Raw genomic sequence first — 18,684 nt, 5'->3', positions numbered from 1 at the left:
CCAACGTGGACACCGACGCCATCATCCCCAAGCAGTTCCTCAAGTCGATCCGCAAGACCGGCTTTGGCCCCAACCTGTTCGACGAGTGGCGCTACCTCGATGTCGGTCAGCCCGGCGTGCCCGAAAGCCAGCGCAAACCCAACCCTGACTTCGTGCTGAACCAGCCACGCTACAAAGGCGCGTCTGTGCTGCTGGCCCGCAAGAACTTCGGTTGTGGCTCCAGCCGCGAACACGCGCCCTGGGCGATTGACCAATACGGCTTTCGCTGCGTGATCGCGCCCAGCTTTGCCGACATCTTTTTCAACAACTGCTTCAAAAACGGCCTGTTGCCCATCGTCTTGCCCGAGGCCACGGTGGACCTGCTGTTCAATGAAGTGGCGGCCTTCCCCGGCTACGAACTCACGGTGGATCTGGAGCGCCAGGTGGTCGTGCGCCCCCAAGGCGAAGAGATCCCCTTCGAGGTGCAGCCCTTCCGCAAGTACTGCTTGCTCAACGGCTTGGACGACATTGGCCTGACCTTGCGCCATGCCGACAAGATCAAGGCTTTTGAAGCCGAGCGCCTGGCCACCAAGCCCTGGCTCGCGCACACCGCCGTCAACGCCTAAAGAACTCTGGAACCTTCATGAAAATCGCAGTCCTCCCCGGTGATGGCATCGGCACCGAAATCGTCGCCGAAGCGGTCAAGGTCCTCAACGCCCTCGACCTGAAGTTCGAGATGGAAACCGCCCTGGTCGGCGGCGCCGCGTTTGATGCCTACGGCCACCCGCTGCCCGAGTCCACCCTCAAGCTGGCCATGGCCGCTGATGCGGTACTGTTCGGTGCCGTGGGCGACTGGAAGTACGACAAGCTGGACCGCCCGCTGCGCCCCGAGCAGGCCATCCTGGGCCTGCGCAAGCATCTGGGCCTGTTCGCCAACTTCCGCCCGGCCATCTGCTATGAACAGCTGACCCATGCCTCCAGCCTCAAGCCCGAGCTGGTGGCTGGCCTGGACATCCTCATCATCCGCGAGCTGACCGGCGACATCTATTTCGGCCAGCCGCGCGGCCGCCGTACCGCGGTGGACGGGCATTTCCCCGGCGCGGAAGAGGCTTTCGACACCATGCGCTACTCGCGCCCGGAGATCGAGCGCATCGCCCATGTGGCCTTCCAGGCCGCGCGCAAGCGCAACAAGAAGGTGACCTCGGTCGACAAGGCCAATGTGCTGGAGACCTTCCAGTTCTGGAAGGACGTGATGATCGAGGTCGGCGCCGAGTATCCCGATGTGGAACTCGACCATATGTATGTGGACAACGCCGCCATGCAACTGGTCAAGGCGCCTAAGCGCTTCGACGTGATGGTGACCGGCAATATGTTTGGCGACATCTTGTCCGATGCGGCGGCCATGTTGACCGGGTCGATTGGCATGCTGCCCTCGGCCTCGCTGGACAAGAACAACAAGGGCCTCTACGAGCCCAGCCACGGCAGTGCGCCGGACATCGCCGGCAAGGGGATCGCCAATCCTTTGGCTACAATCCTGTCCGCTGCCATGATGCTCAAGTTCTCCCTCAACCAACCCGAAGCTGCCGCTCGAATCGAAGCGGCTGTGGGCTCGGTGTTGTCCCAAGGTTTGCGTACCGCAGACATTTGGAGCGAGGGCACTCAAAAAGTGGGCACGCGCGAGATGGGTGACGCTGTGGTTGCAGCGATTACCACGACCAAAACCATGAAGGGCTAGTTCAGCTCCGGTTTGTCTCGCCCCTACACCCCCGGCGATACAAGCCGGGGAAGAAGAAGTCCAAGGCTTTTTTCTTTTTTAGGGCGATAGAGGTAACAGCGATGACGACACTTGTTGGATTGGTAGGCTGGCGCGGCATGGTGGGTTCGGTCCTGATGGACCGGATGAGCGCAGAGAAAGACTTTGACCTGATCGAGCCGCTGTTCTTCAGCACCTCGAACGCCGGCGGCGCCGCTCCGGCCCAGGCCAAGAACGAGACCAAGCTCCAAAACGCTTTCGATATCGAGCAGCTCAAGCGCTGCGAAATCATCATCACCGCCCAGGGCGGCGACTACACCAGCGAGGTCTTCGCCAAGCTGCGCGCCGCCGGCTGGAACGGCCACTGGATCGACGCCGCCTCGACGTTGCGCATGGAATCTGACGCGGTCATCATCCTGGACCCGGTCAATATGCCGGTCATCAAGGATGCGCTGGCCAAGGGTGGCAAGAACTGGGTCGGCGGCAACTGCACCGTCTCCTGCATGCTGATGGGCGTGGGCGCGCTCTACAAGGCCGGCTTGGTCGAGTGGATGAGCACCCAGACTTACCAAGCCGCCAGCGGTGGTGGCGCCCAGCATATGCGCGAGTTGCTGACGCAGTACGGCACGCTGAACGCCTCCGTGCGTGCGCTGCTCGATGACCCGAAGAGCGCCATCCTCGAGATCGACCGCCAGGTCATCGCCACCCAGCGTTCTTTGAGCGCTGCCGAGACCGCCAACTTCGGCGTGCCTCTGGGCGGCTCGCTGATCCCCTGGATCGACAAGGACCTCGGCAACGGCCAATCCAAGGAAGAGTGGAAGGGCATGGCCGAGACCAACAAGATCCTCGGCATCGGCGAGGGCTTCGGCTCCAGCGCCATTCCTGTGGACGGTTTCTGCGTGCGCGTGGGCGCCATGCGCTGCCACAGCCAGGCCCTGACTTTTAAGCTGAAGAAGGATGTGCCGCTGGCTGACATCGAGGCCATGATCGCCGCCGACAACGAGTGGGTGAAGGTCGTGCCGAACACGCGTGAAGCCACGATCAAGGACCTGACTCCGGTGGCTGTGACCGGCACCATGACCATCCCCGTCGGCCGCCTGCGCAAGCTGGCCATGGGCCCGGAGTATCTGGGCGCCTTCACCATTGGCGACCAGTTGCTGTGGGGCGCGGCCGAACCGCTGCGTCGCATGTTGCGCATCCTGCTGGCGAGTTAAATCCACTGACAGCCCGTTGCCGGCAAGCGACAAGCTTGTAACGGGCTGAATCAGAGCGGCCTCTATGGAGCTTTTCAGCCTTTGCCTGAGCTTCTATGCGTATATGCTTGCCACTATTCAGATTTCCAATCGAAAGTGCGCATGGGGATGGCATCGTGAGCGCTGTTGAGCAGACAACAAACATCGTCGAAACAGGCGGACACCCAAGGGTGCCCGCCTTGTTGCTTTGGGGGACGCCTTGAAACCAATCATTCGCGCAGGGGTTAGACCCCAGGGTTCGGCGACGCAAGACTCGCAGCCCACTAACTTCCGAAAAGCTCGGAGGTTCGGGCGCTCTCAAGTCGCGGTTGCCGCAGCGGCGGTTCTGGCGATGGCCAGCAGCACAGCCTGGGGTCTGGGTTTGGGGCGCCTCTCGGTTCAGTCTGCGCTGGGCGAAACGCTCAAGGCTGAGATCGACATCACCAGCTTGAGCCCAGAAGAATCCGGCACGCTGAAGGTGCGCATTGCGCCGCCGGAGTCCTATCGCGCTACGGGCGTCGAATACAACTCGGTGCTGTCCAGCACTCAAGTTCAAGTCGCGCGCAGCAATGGCCGCACCTTTTTGCGAGTCAGCAGCGACCGCGCGGTGCAAGAGCCCTTTGTTGATGTGATCCTGGAGCTGACTTGGGCCAGCGGTCGCTTGGTGCGCGAATACACGCTCTTGTTCGACCCACCAGCCTCGCCCAAGCCTGCCACAGCGCCACCTGCCGTTGTCGCGTCGCCGGTGATCTCGGCGGCGGCGCCTGAGCCTGTCAATCCGCCGGCGCCTTCGCAAAGCCAAGCCATTCCACCTGTCGCTGCGCCAACTCCGGTACCAGCGCCTGCCGCGCCTGCCGTGGCTGCTGCGGCCAGCCGCCCAGCTGTGGAAGCTCCGCGCCCACGTGCTGAACCTGCCGCTGCGCGTGCGCCAGCCGCGGCTCCTGCTGCCGCAGCGGCTGCGTCTTCGGCGGCCAGTGGGGCTGCGGGCTCCGAGTACAAGGTCAAGCCGGGTGATTTCTTGTCTCGCATCGCGAGCAAGACGCAAGTGCCCGGTGTGTCTTTGGACCAAATGCTCGTGGGTTTGTATCGAAACAACCCAGACGCTTTCTTAGGCGGCAATATGAACCGGCTCAAGTCGGGTTCGGTGCTGCAAGTGCCTGTGGCTGAGACCTTGACTGCTTTGCCCCCGGCAGAAGCCCGTGAAATCATTCGCGCGCAAAGCGCCGACTTCAGCGCTTATCGACTGCGCCTCAGCAGCGCGGCGCCGACTCTGGAGAAAGACCAGAGCGATCGTCAAGCCAAAGGCAAGGTAGAAGCTGCGGTGGAGGATCGCAAGCCCGCACCGGCGCCAACACCCGACAAGCTGATGCTCAGCAAAGCGGCCAGCGCCAACGCGGCCGCGGTGGATGCCAAGGCCGCCAAGGCGTCGAAAGAAACCGAGAAAAAGGATGCGGCGGCCCGCATGGCCGAGTTGACCCGCAATGTGGAGGAACTCAAGAAGATCTCCAGCGCGGCCAAGCCGGCCGCCTCAGCGCCAACGGCGAGCCCGGCAGCGCCTGCGCCGGCATCTGCCTCGGTGTTGCCGACCGCTCCCGTGATTGCCGCAGCACCCCTGGTCGCTGAGCCCGCCTCAAAGCCAGCCTCGGTCGCGTCCGCGGCAGCCGCTCCAGCAAAGGCTGTTGCTAGCGCATCTGCGGCCTCAGCTGCCAAGCCCGCTTCCGCACCGATGATGTTGCCAGCGCCTGTGCAAGAGGCGGAACCCGGTTTGCTGGATCAATTCTTGAGCAATCCTCTGGCTCTGCTTGGCGGCGCCTTGGCCTTGGTGGCCGGTGGCTTTGGTCTGTACCGTTTGCGCGCCCGTCAGGGTGGGGCTAAAGCAGATACTGGTTTCCACGAGAGCCGTTTGCAGCCTGATTCCTTCTTTGGCGCCACCGGCGGGCAGCGGGTCGATACTCGAGATGCCTCGGGTGCGGCCTCGTCGATGAACTATTCGCTCAGCCAGTTGGATGCGATCGGTGATGTCGATCCAGTGGCGGAGGCCGATGTTTACTTGGCTTACGGGCGTGACCTGCAGGCGGAAGAGATTCTCAAGGAAGCGTTGCGTGCGACACCTGAGCGTCTGGCCATCCGGCTGAAGCTGCTGGAGGTTTATGCCAAGCGACGCGACTCGAAAGGCTTTGAGCAATTGGCAGTCCAATTGTTTGCTGAAACAGACGGCCGCGGTGATGACTGGGCTCGTGCTCAGGAACTGGGTCGGCAGATTGATCCCGAGAATCCGCTGTATCAACCGGGCGGTGCGCCCAGCCAGGTCGCGGGTGGCCGTGAGCAGCCGCACGAACCGATGGACGCCAGCACCATGCCGCATACCGCGGGCCATCTGGCGACCGAGCCTTTGGGACGCAGCAGCGGCGCGGCTGACACCAGCCCGATGAGCGGCTTTGATTTGGATCTTGATCTCGATCTGGCCACGCCTGCTGCGCCAGCGCCAGCACCCGCTTCACCGACCGCGATGGAAGCAACGCAGGCCATGGCCACCACGGTCGAGCAGGCACCTCTGGCGATGGACTTCGACCTGTCAGATCCCGCGCAAGCCGCGCCGGCTCAGGCCACCATGCCGGTGCCTGATCTTGAATTTGATCTTGATGATCTCGACAAGTCCGAGGATGTGCGATCGCCTCCACCGGCCGACACCGGCGCAGCCTTGGACTTCGATCTTTCGGCCATTGATCTTGACTTGCCCGCGCTTCCTGAAACGCCTGCGCCAATCCCAGCGGCCGAAGCGCAGTCTTTGGATGATTTGGACCTGCCGCCTGAGTTTGCCGCCATGTTGAATGAAGGCAACTCACCTGCCGAAGCAGCGCCGGCTGAAGTTGCTGCGCCCAGTCCGCTGGAGAATGCCTTCGATCTGATGGAGGACGAAGGGGATCCGCTGCAGCGTCAGTTGGAGTTGGCCGACGAGTTCCGCCAGATTGGCGACACCGAAGGTGCGCGTGAAGTGCTGCAAGAGTTGATCTCCAAGGCCGGCGGACCCTTGCGCGACAAGGCCCAGGCCATGCTGAACGAATTGCGCTGATCACGCGACCGCAGTTGATGCGTGACAATCAAGGGCGCCCGGCTTGGCCGGGCGCCTTTTTCTTTGTGAAGCGTTTTTTTGAGTGAAGTGATGCGAGTTGCCTTAGGGGTCAGTTACCGCGGTTGGGCTTATCACGGCTGGCAAAGCCAGGCTGATCGGCAGACGGTACAAGATGTGCTGGAAAAAGGCTTGAGTCAGTTCACCGCGCGCCCCATTCAAACGGTTTGCGCCGGACGAACCGACACCGGCGTGCACGGGCTCAACCAGGTTGTGCATCTGGATTGCGAGGTCGAGCGCGACCTGAGTTCTTGGGTGCGCGGCACCAACTGCCATTTGCCCAAGGATATTGCGGTGCAATGGGCGATGTTCCCGCGTGCCGACTTTCATGCCCGCTTCGATGCACGTGGGCGCCGCTACAGCTATGTCTTGCTCGAGTCGGTGGTGCGCCCCTCGATGGAAGCGGGCGCAGTGGGCTGGACCTACCGCAAGCTCGATGGAGACTTGATGCGTGAAGCCGCTGCGCTCTTGATCGGCGAGCATGACTTCAGCGCCTTCCGTTCCTCGGAATGCCAGGCGAAGTCGCCGGTGAAGACCATGCGCACGATCGAAATTGAAAAGTACGGCGACTACTGGCGCTTTGACTTTGATGGCTCGGCCTTTTTGCACCACATGATCCGCAATCTGATGGGCAGCTTCCTCGCGGTCGGTCGTGGCGCCAAACCAGTGGAGTGGTTTGCCGAGGTGCTGGCCCGCGGCGAGCGTCGTTTTGCGGCACCCACCTTTCCGCCGGATGGGCTCTATTTCACCGGGCCTTATTACGACGCCGAAGATGGCATTCCCACCCATACCGCAGCCATGGACTGGTTGCCGGGTTACCGCAAGAACCGCGAAGGCGCCTGAGTAGCTGTGATGAATCAACGTACCCGCATCAAGATTTGTGGCCTGACTCGCGAGGCCGATGTGCTCGCGGCCGTCGAGGCCGGCGCCGACGCCATCGGCTTTGTGATGTACGCCAAGAGTCCACGTTATGTCAGTCCGGCGCGTGCCGCCGAGTTGGCGCGCTTGTTGCCGCCTTTTGTGATGCCGGTGGGTTTGTTCGTCAATGCCACCGACGCGGAACTGGCCGAGGGTTTGGCGGCCCTGCCGAATATGCTGCTGCAGTTCCATGGCGATGAATCGCCCGAGGCCTGCAACCGGGTCGGGCGGCCTTATCTTCGGGCGGCCCGAGTCACGGCAGACTTCGATTTGTTAGACTACGCGCAACAGTATTCAGCAGCCCAAGCCATCCTGCTCGACGCCCATGTCGACGGCTATGGCGGCGGTGGAAAGGTTTTCGATTGGTCACTCATTCCAAGAAACGTGCGCTCTCCAGTCGTTTTGTCTGGTGGGTTGCATGCCGGAAATGTGCTGACTGGGATCACTCAGCTGCGGCCTTGGGCCGTTGACGTCAGCTCAGGCGTGGAAGCCGAGGCCAAAGGCTTCAAGTGCGCCACGCTGATGCGTCAGTTCTGCGCCGCCGTACGCCAAGCCGATGCGCTGCTGGCCGAGGCGGATGTGAATCAGCCAGATTGAGATTGAATCCCACAAATCTATGAGTACCTATCAGCAACCCAATGCCCAAGGGCATTTCGGCCCGGTCAAGGGCCAAACCTATGGCGGCAGCTTTGTCTCCGAAACTCTGGTGCATGCGCTGGAAGAGTTGAAGACCGCCTACGCCCATTACGCCCAAGACCCCGACTTCATCGCTGAGTTCAAGAAAGAACTGGCTCATTTCGTCGGCCGCCCCAGCCCGGTTTATCACGCCGATCGCCTCAGCCGCGAACTGGGTGGCGCGCAAATCTTCTTGAAGCGCGAAGACTTGAATCACACCGGCGCGCACAAGATCAACAACACCATTGGTCAGGCTTTGCTGGCCAAACGCATGGGCAAGAAGCGCATCATTGCCGAGACCGGCGCGGGCCAACACGGCGTGGCCACGGCCACCATCTGCGCCCGCTACGGCATGGAATGCGTGGTCTATATGGGCAGCGAAGACATCAAGCGTCAAAGCCCCAATGTCTACCGCATGCATTTGCTGGGCGCGCGCGTGGTGCCGGTGGAGTCGGGCTCCAAAACATTGAAGGACGCGCTGAACGAGGCGATGCGCGACTGGGTCACCAACGTCGAGTCGACCTTCTACATCATCGGCACCGTGGCCGGCCCGCACCCTTATCCGATGATGGTGCGCGACTTCCAACGCATCATTGGCGACGAATGTCTGGAGCAGATGCCCGCCATGATTGGGCGTCAACCGGATGCGGTGATCGCCTGCGTGGGCGGCGGCAGCAATGCGATGGGGATTTTTTATCCCTATATCGAGCAAGCAGGAACGCGTTTGATTGGCGTGGAGGCGGCAGGTGAGGGCATTGCGTCGGGCAAGCATGCTGCGACCTTGTCGGCCGGCAGCCCGGGCGTGCTGCATGGCAACCGCACCTATTTGCTGCAGGATGAGCATGGCCAGATCATCGAGACCCATTCGGTCTCTGCCGGTCTGGACTACCCTGGCGTTGGTCCTGAGCACGCGTATTTGAAGGACATCGGTCGCGCTGAGTATGTGGGCGTGACGGACGCGGAGGCCTTGGCTGCCTTCCATCATCTGTGTCGCACCGAGGGCATCATTCCTGCGCTGGAATCCAGCCATGCGGTGGCCTATGCGATGAAACTGGCGCCCACGCTGCCGTCTGATCAGCATTTGCTGGTGTGCCTATCGGGGCGCGGAGACAAGGACATTGGCACGGTGGCCGATCTGTCCAAAGCGGAGTTCTACTGCCGGCCGTCCTGCAAGGGCCAATCGGTGAAGGGTGGGGATGCTGTTCCAACTGCCATTCCAGTCGCGATGCCGGTGAAGGGAGTTCAGCCATGAGCCGCATCCAAGCCACTTTTGCGCGTTTGGCCGCTGAAGGTCGCAAAGCCCTGATTCCTTTTGTGACCACGGGTGACCCCTTCCCGGAAACCACCGTGCCGCTGATGTTGGCCATGGCGGAGGCCGGTGCCGATGTGATCGAGCTGGGCGTGCCTTTCTCTGACCCCATGGCCGATGGCCCGGTGATTCAGCGGGCCGCAGAGCGCGCCGTCAAAGCCGGCATCGGTTTGGCGCGAGTCTTGGCTGACGTAGCCGAGTTCCGCCGCAGCAATCAAGCCACGCCCGTGGTGCTGATGGGCTATGCCAACCCGATCGAGCGCTACGGCATCGAACGCTTCGTGCTCGACGCCAAGGCGTCCGGTGTGGACGGCGTCTTGGTGGTGGACTATCCGCCCGAGGAATGCGAAGCCTTTGCAGCCTTGTTGAAGGCGCAAGAGCTAGATCCGATCTTCCTGCTGGCGCCCACGTCTTCCGAGGCGCGCATGCAGCGCATCGGCCAGATCGCCAGCGGCTATGTCTACTACGTGTCGCTCAAAGGTGTGACCGGCGCCGGCCACCTCAATACCGCGGCCGTGGCCGAGATGATCCCCCGCATTCGGCGTCATGTGAGCACGCCGGTGGGGGTGGGTTTTGGCATTCGCGACGCGGCGACCGCTCGCGCTGTGGCCGATGTTTCGGACGCGGTGGTGATCGGTTCTCGGCTGGTTGAGTTGCTGGAGGTCCAGCCGCGCGATAATGTCGCCCAGACGGGTGCTCAGTTCATCCGCGAGATTCGGGCTGCGCTAGACGCATAGCCCGTCGCTTCAGTTTAAAAGACAAAGGAGTCTGCTTGTGAGTTGGCTTGAAAAACTTCTGCCGCCCAAGATGCAGCAAACCGACCCCACCGAGCGCCGCATGGTGCCGGAAGGTTTGTGGATCAAGTGCCCATCCTGCGAAACGGTGCTGTACAAGACCGACTTGGAGCAAAACGTCAATGTCTGCCCCAAGTGCAGCCACCACCACCGGATTGGCGCACGCGCCCGTCTGGACGCGTTCCTGGACGGCGAAGGCCGTTTCGAGATCGGCCAAGAGGTGCTGCCTGTCGATGCTCTGAAGTTCAAAGACAGCAAGAAGTACCCTGACCGCCTCAAGGAAGCGCTGGAGCACACCGGCGAGACCGATGCGCTGGTGGTCATTGGCGGCGCGGTCATGACGGTGCCGGTGGTGGCGGCTTGCTTCGAGTTCAACTTCATGGGCGGCTCCATGGGTTCGGTGGTCGGCGAGCGCTTTGTGCGCGGCGTCGAAACCGCCATTGAGCAAAAGACGCCTTTCATTTGCTTCACCGCCACCGGTGGTGCCCGCATGCAAGAAGGTCTTTTGAGCTTGATGCAGATGGCCAAGACCAATGCAGCGCTGACGCGTTTGGCCAAGGCCAAACTGCCCTATGTCTCGGTCTTGACGGACCCGACCATGGGTGGCGTTTCGGCCAGCTTTGCCTTTGTCGGCGATGTGGTGATTGCCGAGCCCAAGGCCCTGATCGGTTTTGCCGGCCCGCGCGTGATTGAAAACACCGTGCGCGAAAAGTTGCCGCCAGGCTTCCAGCGCGCCGAGTTTTTGATGGAGAAGGGCGCGGTCGACATGATTGTGGATCGCCGCGAACTGCGCGAGAAGATTGCTCGTCAACTCGCCATGCTGCAACGCATGAGCTCCGACGCGGTGGCCTGATTTCCGCTCAAGCCGCTTGGCTTGTCAAACCCAACGGCCAGGCCCACAAGGTCTGGCCGTGCTGTTTTGTGAATCGATGACGACGATGTCCTCAGATAGCTTGCAAACCCAGATCGCGCACCCGGAAAGCCTGGACGCTTGGCTCGCCCACTGCGAGCGACTGCATCCCAAAACCATCGACATGACGCTGGACCGCGTCATTGCTTTGCGCGACCGGCTCGGTTTGAAGTTCGAGACGCCGGTGGTGATGGTGGCGGGCACCAATGGCAAGGGTTCGACCTGCGCGATGCTGGAGTCCATCGCCTTGCAAGCGGGCTATCGGGTGGGCCTCTACATCAAACCGCATTTGGTGCATTTCCAAGAGCGCTGCCGCGTCGGTGGTGAACCGGTGTCGGCGGCCTCGTTGTTGCCGTACTTTGAGGCGGTGGAAGCGGCGCGTGGCGAGATGACGCTGTCTTACTTCGAGTTCACCACCCTGGTCATCATGCTGCGATTGGCGGCCGAGCCCTTGGATCTGGTGATCTTGGAGGTGGGCTTGGGCGGGCGCTTGGACGCCGTCAATGCCATCGATGCGGATTGCTCCGTCATCACCAGCATCGATCTGGATCACACCGAATACCTGGGCCCCGACCGTGAATCGGTCGGCCGCGAGAAGGCCGGCATCATGCGTGCAGGCCGCCCGGTGGTGGTCAGCGACCCGATGCCGCCGGCCAGCTTGGCCGCGCGAGCCAAGGAATTGGGTGCCGATTTGCGCCAACTTGGCGTGGACTTCACGTACGGTGGCGACCGCCAACAATGGCAATGGTCGGGCCGCAGTCGGCGCTTCAGCGGCATGGCCTATCCGGCATTGCGCGGTGTCAATCAGCTCTTGAATGCCGCCGGCGTCTTGGCCGTTTTTGAGGCTTTGTACGAGCGTTTGCCCATCAGCGCACAGGCGGTGCGCAATGGCTTGGCCATGGTGGAGTTGCCGGGGCGCTTCCAGGTGCTGGCTGGTCAGCCAGCCTTGGTGTTGGACGTGGCGCACAACCCGCACGCCGTGGCTGCCTTGGCGCAAAACCTGGATCAGATGGGCTTCTTCCCCTGCACCCATGCGGTGTTCGGAGCGATGGCCGACAAGGATATTGAGGCCATCTTCCGGCGTATGGCGCCTCTCATCGATGTGTGGCACTTCTGCGACCTGGAGTTGCCGCGTGCTGCGAGTGCTGCCGCCTTGCTCGCTCAGTTCGAGCAATTGCGTGCAGCCGGTGAGTTGAAAGCTGGCGCACAAGTAACGCTCCATCAGCACGGCGATCCACTCTCGGCATTGAATGCGGCGGCGGCCGGCGCTGACCCCGCTGATAGAATTCTGGTCTTCGGTTCCTTCCATACCGTGGGAGGTGTACTGAAGAACGGAGTGCCGCGTCTGCAGGCCGGCAAACTCGCCAAACCCCCTTCGATCCTGTCTTGAAAACCGGGCCTCTATCCGAGGCCAGAACCTCAGCCTGTTACGGGCTCACGCTGCCAATACGCCATGGGTCTGCTGTCATTTTTCAAGCGCGGAACGCCTCCGCCGGCTGCCAAATCGGTGTCCGATTCTGTCGATGCGGTTCAACAACTCCGGTTGCGTGCACGCCATCGCTTGATTGGCGCTGCGGTCTTGGTGGGCCTGGGCGTGATTGGCTTCCCGCTCCTGTTTGAGACCCAGCCGCGCCCGATCCCTGTGGACTTGCCTATCGAGATTCCGGGCAAAGACCATGTGGCAGCTTTGAAGGTACCCGCGCCTCTGCCATCCGCACCCGCTCAGCACTTGCCCGCGCTTCCTGCGGCAGAGCACGAAAGCCAAGCGGCGCCCAAGCAAACGCCGCACGCGACTGAGCTTGCGCAGGCGCCGACACAGGCGGCTACTCCAGCTCCGGCTCCGGCTCCGGTTTTTGCTCCGGCACTTGATGCCAGCAAGGCCGTGGCGGCGACGGCAGCTGCCGCTAAATTGGCTGAGCCCAAGCAAGAAGTTAAGGCGGAGGCCAAGCCAACAATGCCGGCGCCCAAAGCTTCTGAGAAGCCAGCGGACAAGCCCGCAGACAAAGCTACTGATAAAGCGTCTGACAAGGCAGCCGAGCGATCCAAGTCCCATGACACAAAGGCTGATGCCAAGAGCAGCGGCAATGAAGCTGCGCGCGTGCAGTCTTTGCTGGACGGGAAACCCAGTGAGGCCCGATCCACTGATGCCGGTGGACGCCTGGTCGTTCAAGTGGGGGCCTACGCCGACAGCAAGGCGGCGCAGGAGGTGCGCTTGAAGGTCGAAAAGCTGGGACTCAAGACTTACACCCAAGTGGCCAAGACGCCGGCAGGGGACCGTATTCGTGTGCGCATCGGGCCATTTGCCAATCGAGATGAAGCGGAAAAGGCAGCAGCGCGCATTCGCGCCGCAGGCTTGAGCACCTCAGTTCTGACGCTTTGATTGCCTCTGCGCATTGAGGCCAAGTTTTGCGTAAGACGGGGCGATGACCGCGTGAACTGGATCGACTGGCTCTTGCTCGGTTTGACGGGCAGCTCTTTGTTGCTGGGCCTGTGGCGAGGGCTGGTTTTTGAGTTGCTGTCCTTGGCTGGCTGGTTGGTCGCTTATTTGCTGTCGCCTCTTTTGAGCCCCTTGCTGGAAAGCTGGCTGCCTCAAGCCAAATTGGGTCCCAGTCTGTCCCATGTGCTGGGCTTGGTGATTGCGTTTGTTGCGGTCTTGTTGATCTGGGGGCTGGGGGCCAAGTTGTTGCGTGCGCTCTTGCATGCCTCGCCTTTGAGCATCGTGGATCGCTTGCTGGGTGCATGTTTTGGTTTTTTGCGTGGACTCTTGATCTGTTTGGCCTTGGTGCTTGTCGTCGGCATGACCCCAGCGATAGAGTCCCAAGCTTGGCAGGCCTCCCAACTGGTGCCGCTCATGCAAGTCGTGCTGCAGACCTTGCGGCCTTTGTTGCCGGCGGAGTTGTTGCAGTCGGTGCCGGGCTTGGCCTGAGCTCAGTCTGCTGAGCCACCCAGGTTTTGAAGATTTTGTTTTTCTGTTTGTTAGCGTCTCTACAAGACAAGGAATAGCCATGTGCGGCATCGTCGGCGTGATCTCTCGCTCTCCGGTCAACCAGTTGATTTATGACGCGCTGCTGCTCTTGCAGCACCGCGGTCAGGATGCAGCAGGCATCGTCACCATGCAGGGCAATAAGTGCTTCATGCACAAAGCCCGTGGCATGGTGCGCGACGTCTTCCGTACACGCAATATGCGCGCTCTGCCGGGCACCATTGGCCTCGGTCAAGTGCGCTATCCGACCGCCGGCAATGCCTATAGCGAAGAAGAGGCGCAGCCTTTTTACGTCAATGCGCCTTTCGGCCTGGTTTTGGTGCACAACGGCAATCTGACCAATGCTCAGAGCCTGAAGACAGAGCTCTTCGATATCGATCGCCGGCACATCAATACCGAGAGTGACTCTGAAGTCCTGCTCAACGTCTTGGCCCATGAGTTGGAGTTGGCCGCGCGCGATCTGCCTCTGGGTGCTGAGGGCGTGTTCAAGGCGGTGAGCGCGGTTCACAAGCGCATCAAGGGGTCTTACGCCGTCATCGTGTTGATTGCCGGCCATGGTTTGCTGGCTTTCCGTGACCCCTATGGCATCCGCCCCTTGTGCTTCGGCCAGGCGGCAGACGGCGAATTCATGGTGGCCAGCGAGAGCGTGGCCTTGGAAGGCAATGGCTTCCAGTTGATCCGCGACGTGGCGCCGGGTGAAGCTTTGTTCATCGACATGAACGGTGCTTTGAGCACCCAGCAATGCGCGGAGAACCCTTCGCTGCATCCTTGCATGTTTGAGTTTGTCTATCTGGCTCGCCCGGATTCGGTGATGGACGGTATCTCGGTCTACCAGGCCCGTCTCAATATGGGTGAGACCCTGGCGCAGCGCTTGATCTCCACCATGCCGCCTAGCGATATCGATGTGGTGATCCCAATTCCTGAGTCCAGCCGCCCATCGGCCATGCAACTGGCCCATCGCATCGGCAAGCCTTACCGCGAAGGCTTTGTGAAGAACCGCTATGTAGGCCGCACCTTCATCATGCCGGGGCAGGGCGCCCGCAAGAAATCGGTGCGTCAGAAGCTCAATGCCATCGGCCTGGAGTTCAAGAACCGCAATGTGCTCTTGGTGGACGATTCCATCGTGCGCGGCACGACCTCCAAAGAAATTGTGCAAATGGCTCGCGAGGCCGGCGCACGCAAGGTCTACCTGGCCTCGGCGGCGCCGCCAGTGCGCTATCGCAATGTCTACGGCATTGACATGCCCACCAGCGAAGAGTTGGTGGCGCACAACCGCAATATCGAAGAAATCCGTCAGTTCATTGGCGCCGATGCGCTGATTTACCAAGATGTGGATGCGATGAAGCGCGTGGTCGCTGCCTTGCAGCCCGCGGTTCAGGGCTTTGAGGCATCGTGCTTTGACGGCGTCTATGTGACCGGTGATGTCACGGCTGAAGACTTCGCCAAGCTGGAAGCTCAGCGCCGCGCTCAGGGCGATGAAGAAGAGGGCCCAGCCCGCACACGCCTGGCCCTGCAAAGCGGGGGTGAGGGTCAATGAGTCACGACGAAGAGCGCCGCCTGCAACGCGCTCAATTGCCCGAAGGTTTGCGTCCAGAGACGCTGGCGGTGCGCACAGCGCTGGCGCCCAGCCAGCATGGCGAGAACTCAGAAGCCTTGTTCCTGACCAGCACTTTTGTGCAGCCCAACGCCGAGGAATCGGCGCGGCGTTTTGCGGCCTCCGAGGATTTCACCTACTCGCGAACCAGCAACCCGACGGTGCGCAGTCTGGAGGCTCGTTTGGCCGCCATGGAAGGCACGGAAGCGGCGATTGCGACCTCGACCGGCATGAGCGCGATTCTCTTGGTCTGCATGGGCTTGCTCAAAGCCGGCGACCATGTGGTTTGTTCGCGCTCGGTGTTCGGCTCCACCATCAATTTGTTCGCCAAGGAGTTTGGCAAGTTTGGGGTTGAGACCAGCTTTGTCTCGCAAACCGATTTGCAGGAATGGCGTGACGCCATTCGGCCGAACACCCGCTTGTTTTTTGCCGAGACGCCCACCAATCCGCTGACCGAGGTTTGCGATATCAGCGCCTTGGCCGATATGGCTCATGCGGCCGGGGCGATGCTGGTGGTGGACAACACTTACGCAACGCCAGCCTTGCAGCAACCAGCCAAGATGGGCGCCGATTTGGTCATGCATTCGGCGACCAAGTTCATGGACGGCCAAGGCCGGGTCATGGCCGGCGCCTTGTGCGGGTCGAATGCACTGATTAAAGATGTGTTCGGTCCGGTGATGCGCACCTTGGGCATGGTCTTGGCGCCCTTCAACGCCTGGGTCATCTTGAAGGGCTTGGAGACGCTCAATCTGCGCATGCGCGCCCAGAGCGAAAGTGCCTTGGCCGTGGCGAAGTGGTTGGAAGCTCGACCCGAAGTGGCGCGCGTCTATTGCCCCTCTTTGCCTTCGCACCCTCAGCATGAGTTGGCAATGCGCCAGCAATCGGGGCAGGGTGGGGCGGTGCTGTCGTTTGAGCTGCGCGCAGACTCTCCCGATGCTGCTCGAGCCGCCGCCTTCCACATCATTGACAGCACTCGCGTGCTCAGCATCGCCACCAACTTGGGCGATACCAAATCCATCATCACCCATCCCGCAACGACTTCGCATGGTCGCCTCAGCGAAGCCCAGCGTCAGGCTGCAGGCATCAGCCAAGGCTTGATTCGCTTGTCCGTCGGCTTAGAGCATGTCGATGACATCACCGACGATTTGTTGCGCGGACTTTCCACTTTGAAATCGCTATGAGCCAGAACGCTTCACTCCCGATTCGCACGCGAATTGCTCCTTCGCCCACCGGCTTTTTACACCTGGGTACCGCGCGCACCGCCTTGTATTCCTGGGCCTACGCGCGTCATTTCGGCGGCAAGTTTGTGCTGCGCATTGAAGACACCGATGTGGCCCGCTCGACGCAAGACTCGGTGGAACAAATTTTGGCTTCAATGAAGTGGCTGGGTCTGGACTATGACGAAGGCCCGATCTACCAGATGCAGCGCTTGGAGCGTTATCACGCGGTGGCTGAGCAACTGATCGCCGAAGGCAAGGCCTATCGTTGCTATGCCACGCCGGCTGAACTGGACGACATGCGCGAGGCGCAGCGCGCACGTGGCGAGAAAACTCGCTATGACGGACGCTGGCGCCCGGAGGCCGGCAAGATGCTGCCGCCCGTTCCCTCAGGTGTTGCGCCGGTCGTTCGCTTCAAGAATCCGCTCGAGGGCGATGTGACCTGGGACGACTTGGTGAAGGGCCCCATCACCATCAACAACCGCGAGATCGATGATCTGATCATCTTGCGACCCGCCGCCGAAGACGCGCCGGCCGGCAGCTTGGGCGTGCCTACCTACAACTTCGCGGTGGTGGTGGACGATTGGGATATGCAAATCAGCCATGTGTTCCGGGGCGATGAGCACGTCAACAACACGCCTTGGCAGATCAATATCTTCAATGCGCTGGGCGCGCCTTTGCCTCAGTTTGGTCATGTGCCGGTGATCTTGGGTGATGACGGTCAGAAGCTCTCGAAGCGCCGCGGCGCAGTCAGCGTCACAGCCTATGAAGAAGCGGGCTACTTGCCAGAGGCCATGCTGAACTACTTGTCGCGCTTGGGCTGGAGCCACGGCGACGATGAGTTGTTCAGCCGCGAACAACTGGTGTCTTGGTTTGACGGCACCCATCTCAACAAGAGCCCGGCCCAATGGGATCCGGCCAAGCTGGAGTGGGTGAACAGCCAGTACATCAAGCAGGCCGATGACGCTCGCTTGGCTGAGCTGGTTGCTGCTCAGTTGCGTCAGCGCGGCATCGAGGTTGAGTCTTCGCGCTTGTTGCCCATGTGCGCCTTGTTTAAAGACCGCTGCTCAACGACGGTCGCTTTGACCGACTGGTTAGTGATGTACTTCGCGCCGGTCAGCCCCAGCGCTGAAGACTTGGCAAGCCATGTGAACGACGCAGTCAAGCCAGCCTTGGCTGGACTTGCTGATCGTCTGGAAGCAATGGCGGAATGGACCAAAGCCAATATTGCTGCGGCCATCAAAGAAACGATCACCGCTCAAGGCATCAAGATGCCGGTCTTGGCCATGCCTGTGCGCGCTTTGGTCTGCGGACGGGTGCAAACGCCTAGCGTGGATGCGGTGCTTGAGTTGTTTGAAAAAGAAATTGTGATCAAACGCTTGCGTTCCATCTAAAAAACGTTCTACAATCTATGTCTTGCTTGAACAGCGCGATACGAAAAACGTAGCAAAGCTTCCAAGTCAAAGCGAGCGAAAGCTCAAATTGACAAAGTGCTGAGTAGATGTTTTTGGTTGAAGGTTTTGGGGGTATAGCTCAGCTGGGAGAGCGCTTGCATGGCATGCAAGAGGTCAACGGTTCGATCCCGTTTATCTCCACCAAATCTTATTTGGCGGCGCGCAGTTCAAGAAAGTAGAAGGTTTAGTCCCCTTCGTCTAGAGGCCTAGGACACCACCCTTTCACGGTGACTACAGGGGTTCGAATCCCCTAGGGGACGCCAAGTTTGACAAGGCTTGGTAATCACTTTTGAGTGATTGCAAAACTTGTTCGATGATAGAGAGTTTGCGTATGCAAGTTTTCTATCATTTGGAGTGGTAGTTCAGTTGGTTAGAATACCGGCCTGTCACGCCGGGGGTCGCGGGTTCGAGTCCCGTCCACTCCGCCAACATATTGCTGTAGTAATGACTGCAGCAAACATTAAAGTAGTTAATTGAAAAGTTGGCGAATTTAATGTGTTATACTGAATGTAGTTGTGTTGCTTGAATAGCGCGGCGCCCTAAGAAATTCCGGGGGTATAGCTCAGCTGGGAGAGCGCTTGCATGGCATGCAAGAGGTCAACGGTTCGATCCCGTTTATCTCCACCATTTACAATTTGTCTTGTAAGTGGCGGCGCGCGAATCAGGCAGTATCGATTGCAGAGAAGGTTTAGTCCCCTTCGTCTAGAGGCCTAGGACACCACCCTTTCACGGTGAC

At 60.7% G+C, this 18,684-nt stretch carries 15 protein-coding genes and 4 tRNA genes; all 19 read left to right on the top strand.

Annotation, left to right across the window (positions count from 1 at the left end; genetic code table 11):
• A partial coding sequence (gene leuD / locus ACOVRJ_RS17910; RefSeq protein ID WP_422045191.1) for a 3-isopropylmalate dehydratase small subunit occupies window positions 1-605 on the top strand: 605 nt, incomplete at its 5' end.
• 17 nt (window positions 606-622) lie between these two features.
• Window positions 623-1,714, top strand: coding sequence for a 3-isopropylmalate dehydrogenase (gene leuB, locus ACOVRJ_RS17905; protein ID WP_422045190.1), 1,092 nt, complete (start codon window positions 623-625; stop codon window positions 1,712-1,714).
• A 101-nt stretch (window positions 1,715-1,815) separates the two neighbouring features.
• The gene (gene asd / locus ACOVRJ_RS17900) at window positions 1,816-2,946 is read left to right on the top strand and encodes an aspartate-semialdehyde dehydrogenase (protein ID WP_422045189.1); all 1,131 of its coding nucleotides are present in this window, start codon (window positions 1,816-1,818) and stop codon (window positions 2,944-2,946) included.
• A gap of 370 nt (window positions 2,947-3,316) precedes the next feature.
• Window positions 3,317-6,037, top strand: coding sequence for a FimV/HubP family polar landmark protein (locus tag ACOVRJ_RS17895; protein ID WP_422045188.1), 2,721 nt, complete (start codon window positions 3,317-3,319; stop codon window positions 6,035-6,037).
• A gap of 90 nt (window positions 6,038-6,127) precedes the next feature.
• Window positions 6,128-6,937, top strand: a complete 810-nt coding sequence (gene truA, locus ACOVRJ_RS17890; RefSeq protein ID WP_422045187.1) for a tRNA pseudouridine(38-40) synthase TruA — start codon at window positions 6,128-6,130, stop codon at window positions 6,935-6,937.
• 9 nt (window positions 6,938-6,946) lie between these two features.
• Complete coding sequence (locus ACOVRJ_RS17885) at window positions 6,947-7,609, top strand: phosphoribosylanthranilate isomerase (RefSeq protein ID WP_422045186.1); 663 nt, start codon at window positions 6,947-6,949, stop codon at window positions 7,607-7,609.
• A 19-nt stretch (window positions 7,610-7,628) separates the two neighbouring features.
• Window positions 7,629-8,939 carry a tryptophan synthase subunit beta gene (trpB, locus tag ACOVRJ_RS17880; RefSeq protein WP_422045185.1) on the top strand — a complete coding sequence of 437 codons (1,311 nt, stop codon included), beginning with the start codon at window positions 7,629-7,631 and terminating at the stop codon, window positions 8,937-8,939.
• Window positions 8,936-9,733 carry a tryptophan synthase subunit alpha gene (gene trpA, locus ACOVRJ_RS17875; RefSeq protein WP_422045184.1) on the top strand — a complete coding sequence of 266 codons (798 nt, stop codon included), beginning with the start codon at window positions 8,936-8,938 and terminating at the stop codon, window positions 9,731-9,733. The genes trpB and trpA overlap by 4 nt, the downstream gene beginning before the upstream one ends.
• 37 nt (window positions 9,734-9,770) lie before the next feature.
• On the top strand, window positions 9,771-10,643 hold the full coding sequence (gene accD / locus ACOVRJ_RS17870; protein ID WP_422045183.1) for an acetyl-CoA carboxylase, carboxyltransferase subunit beta: 873 nt from the start codon (window positions 9,771-9,773) through the stop codon (window positions 10,641-10,643).
• A gap of 85 nt (window positions 10,644-10,728) precedes the next feature.
• Window positions 10,729-12,090, top strand: coding sequence for a bifunctional tetrahydrofolate synthase/dihydrofolate synthase (folC, locus tag ACOVRJ_RS17865; protein WP_422045182.1), 1,362 nt, complete (start codon window positions 10,729-10,731; stop codon window positions 12,088-12,090).
• A gap of 63 nt (window positions 12,091-12,153) precedes the next feature.
• Window positions 12,154-13,080 carry an SPOR domain-containing protein gene (locus tag ACOVRJ_RS17860; RefSeq protein ID WP_422045181.1) on the top strand — a complete coding sequence of 309 codons (927 nt, stop codon included), beginning with the start codon at window positions 12,154-12,156 and terminating at the stop codon, window positions 13,078-13,080.
• A gap of 51 nt (window positions 13,081-13,131) precedes the next feature.
• A complete protein-coding gene (locus ACOVRJ_RS17855) occupies window positions 13,132-13,626 on the top strand; it encodes a CvpA family protein (protein ID WP_422045180.1) in 495 nt (164 codons plus the stop codon).
• Between the two features lie 79 nt (window positions 13,627-13,705).
• Window positions 13,706-15,220 (top strand): amidophosphoribosyltransferase, encoded by a 1,515-nt coding sequence (gene purF, locus ACOVRJ_RS17850; protein ID WP_422045179.1) that lies wholly within the window; start codon window positions 13,706-13,708, stop codon window positions 15,218-15,220.
• Entirely contained in the window at window positions 15,217-16,458 is a 1,242-nt protein-coding gene (locus ACOVRJ_RS17845; protein ID WP_422045178.1) for an O-succinylhomoserine sulfhydrylase, read from the top strand. The genes purF and ACOVRJ_RS17845 overlap by 4 nt, the downstream gene beginning before the upstream one ends.
• On the top strand, window positions 16,455-17,888 hold the full coding sequence (gene gltX / locus ACOVRJ_RS17840) for a glutamate--tRNA ligase (RefSeq protein WP_422045177.1): 1,434 nt from the start codon (window positions 16,455-16,457) through the stop codon (window positions 17,886-17,888). The genes ACOVRJ_RS17845 and gltX overlap by 4 nt, the downstream gene beginning before the upstream one ends.
• Window positions 17,889-18,016: 128 nt before the next feature.
• A tRNA-Ala gene (locus ACOVRJ_RS17835) sits at window positions 18,017-18,092 on the top strand.
• 43 nt (window positions 18,093-18,135) lie between these two features.
• A tRNA-Glu gene (locus tag ACOVRJ_RS17830) sits at window positions 18,136-18,211 on the top strand.
• 88 nt (window positions 18,212-18,299) lie between these two features.
• Window positions 18,300-18,376: transfer RNA gene (locus ACOVRJ_RS17825), tRNA-Asp, on the top strand.
• Between the two features lie 123 nt (window positions 18,377-18,499).
• Window positions 18,500-18,575: transfer RNA gene (locus ACOVRJ_RS17820), tRNA-Ala, on the top strand.
• Window positions 18,576-18,684 lie beyond the last annotated feature (109 nt).

The sequence above is a fragment of the Roseateles sp. genome, from assembly GCF_049240545.1.
GTDB lineage: Bacteria > Pseudomonadota > Gammaproteobacteria > Burkholderiales > Burkholderiaceae_C > Paucibacter_A.
Note: the sequence above shows the minus strand (reverse complement) of the source record. Positions and strands in the feature narration are given on the sequence as shown.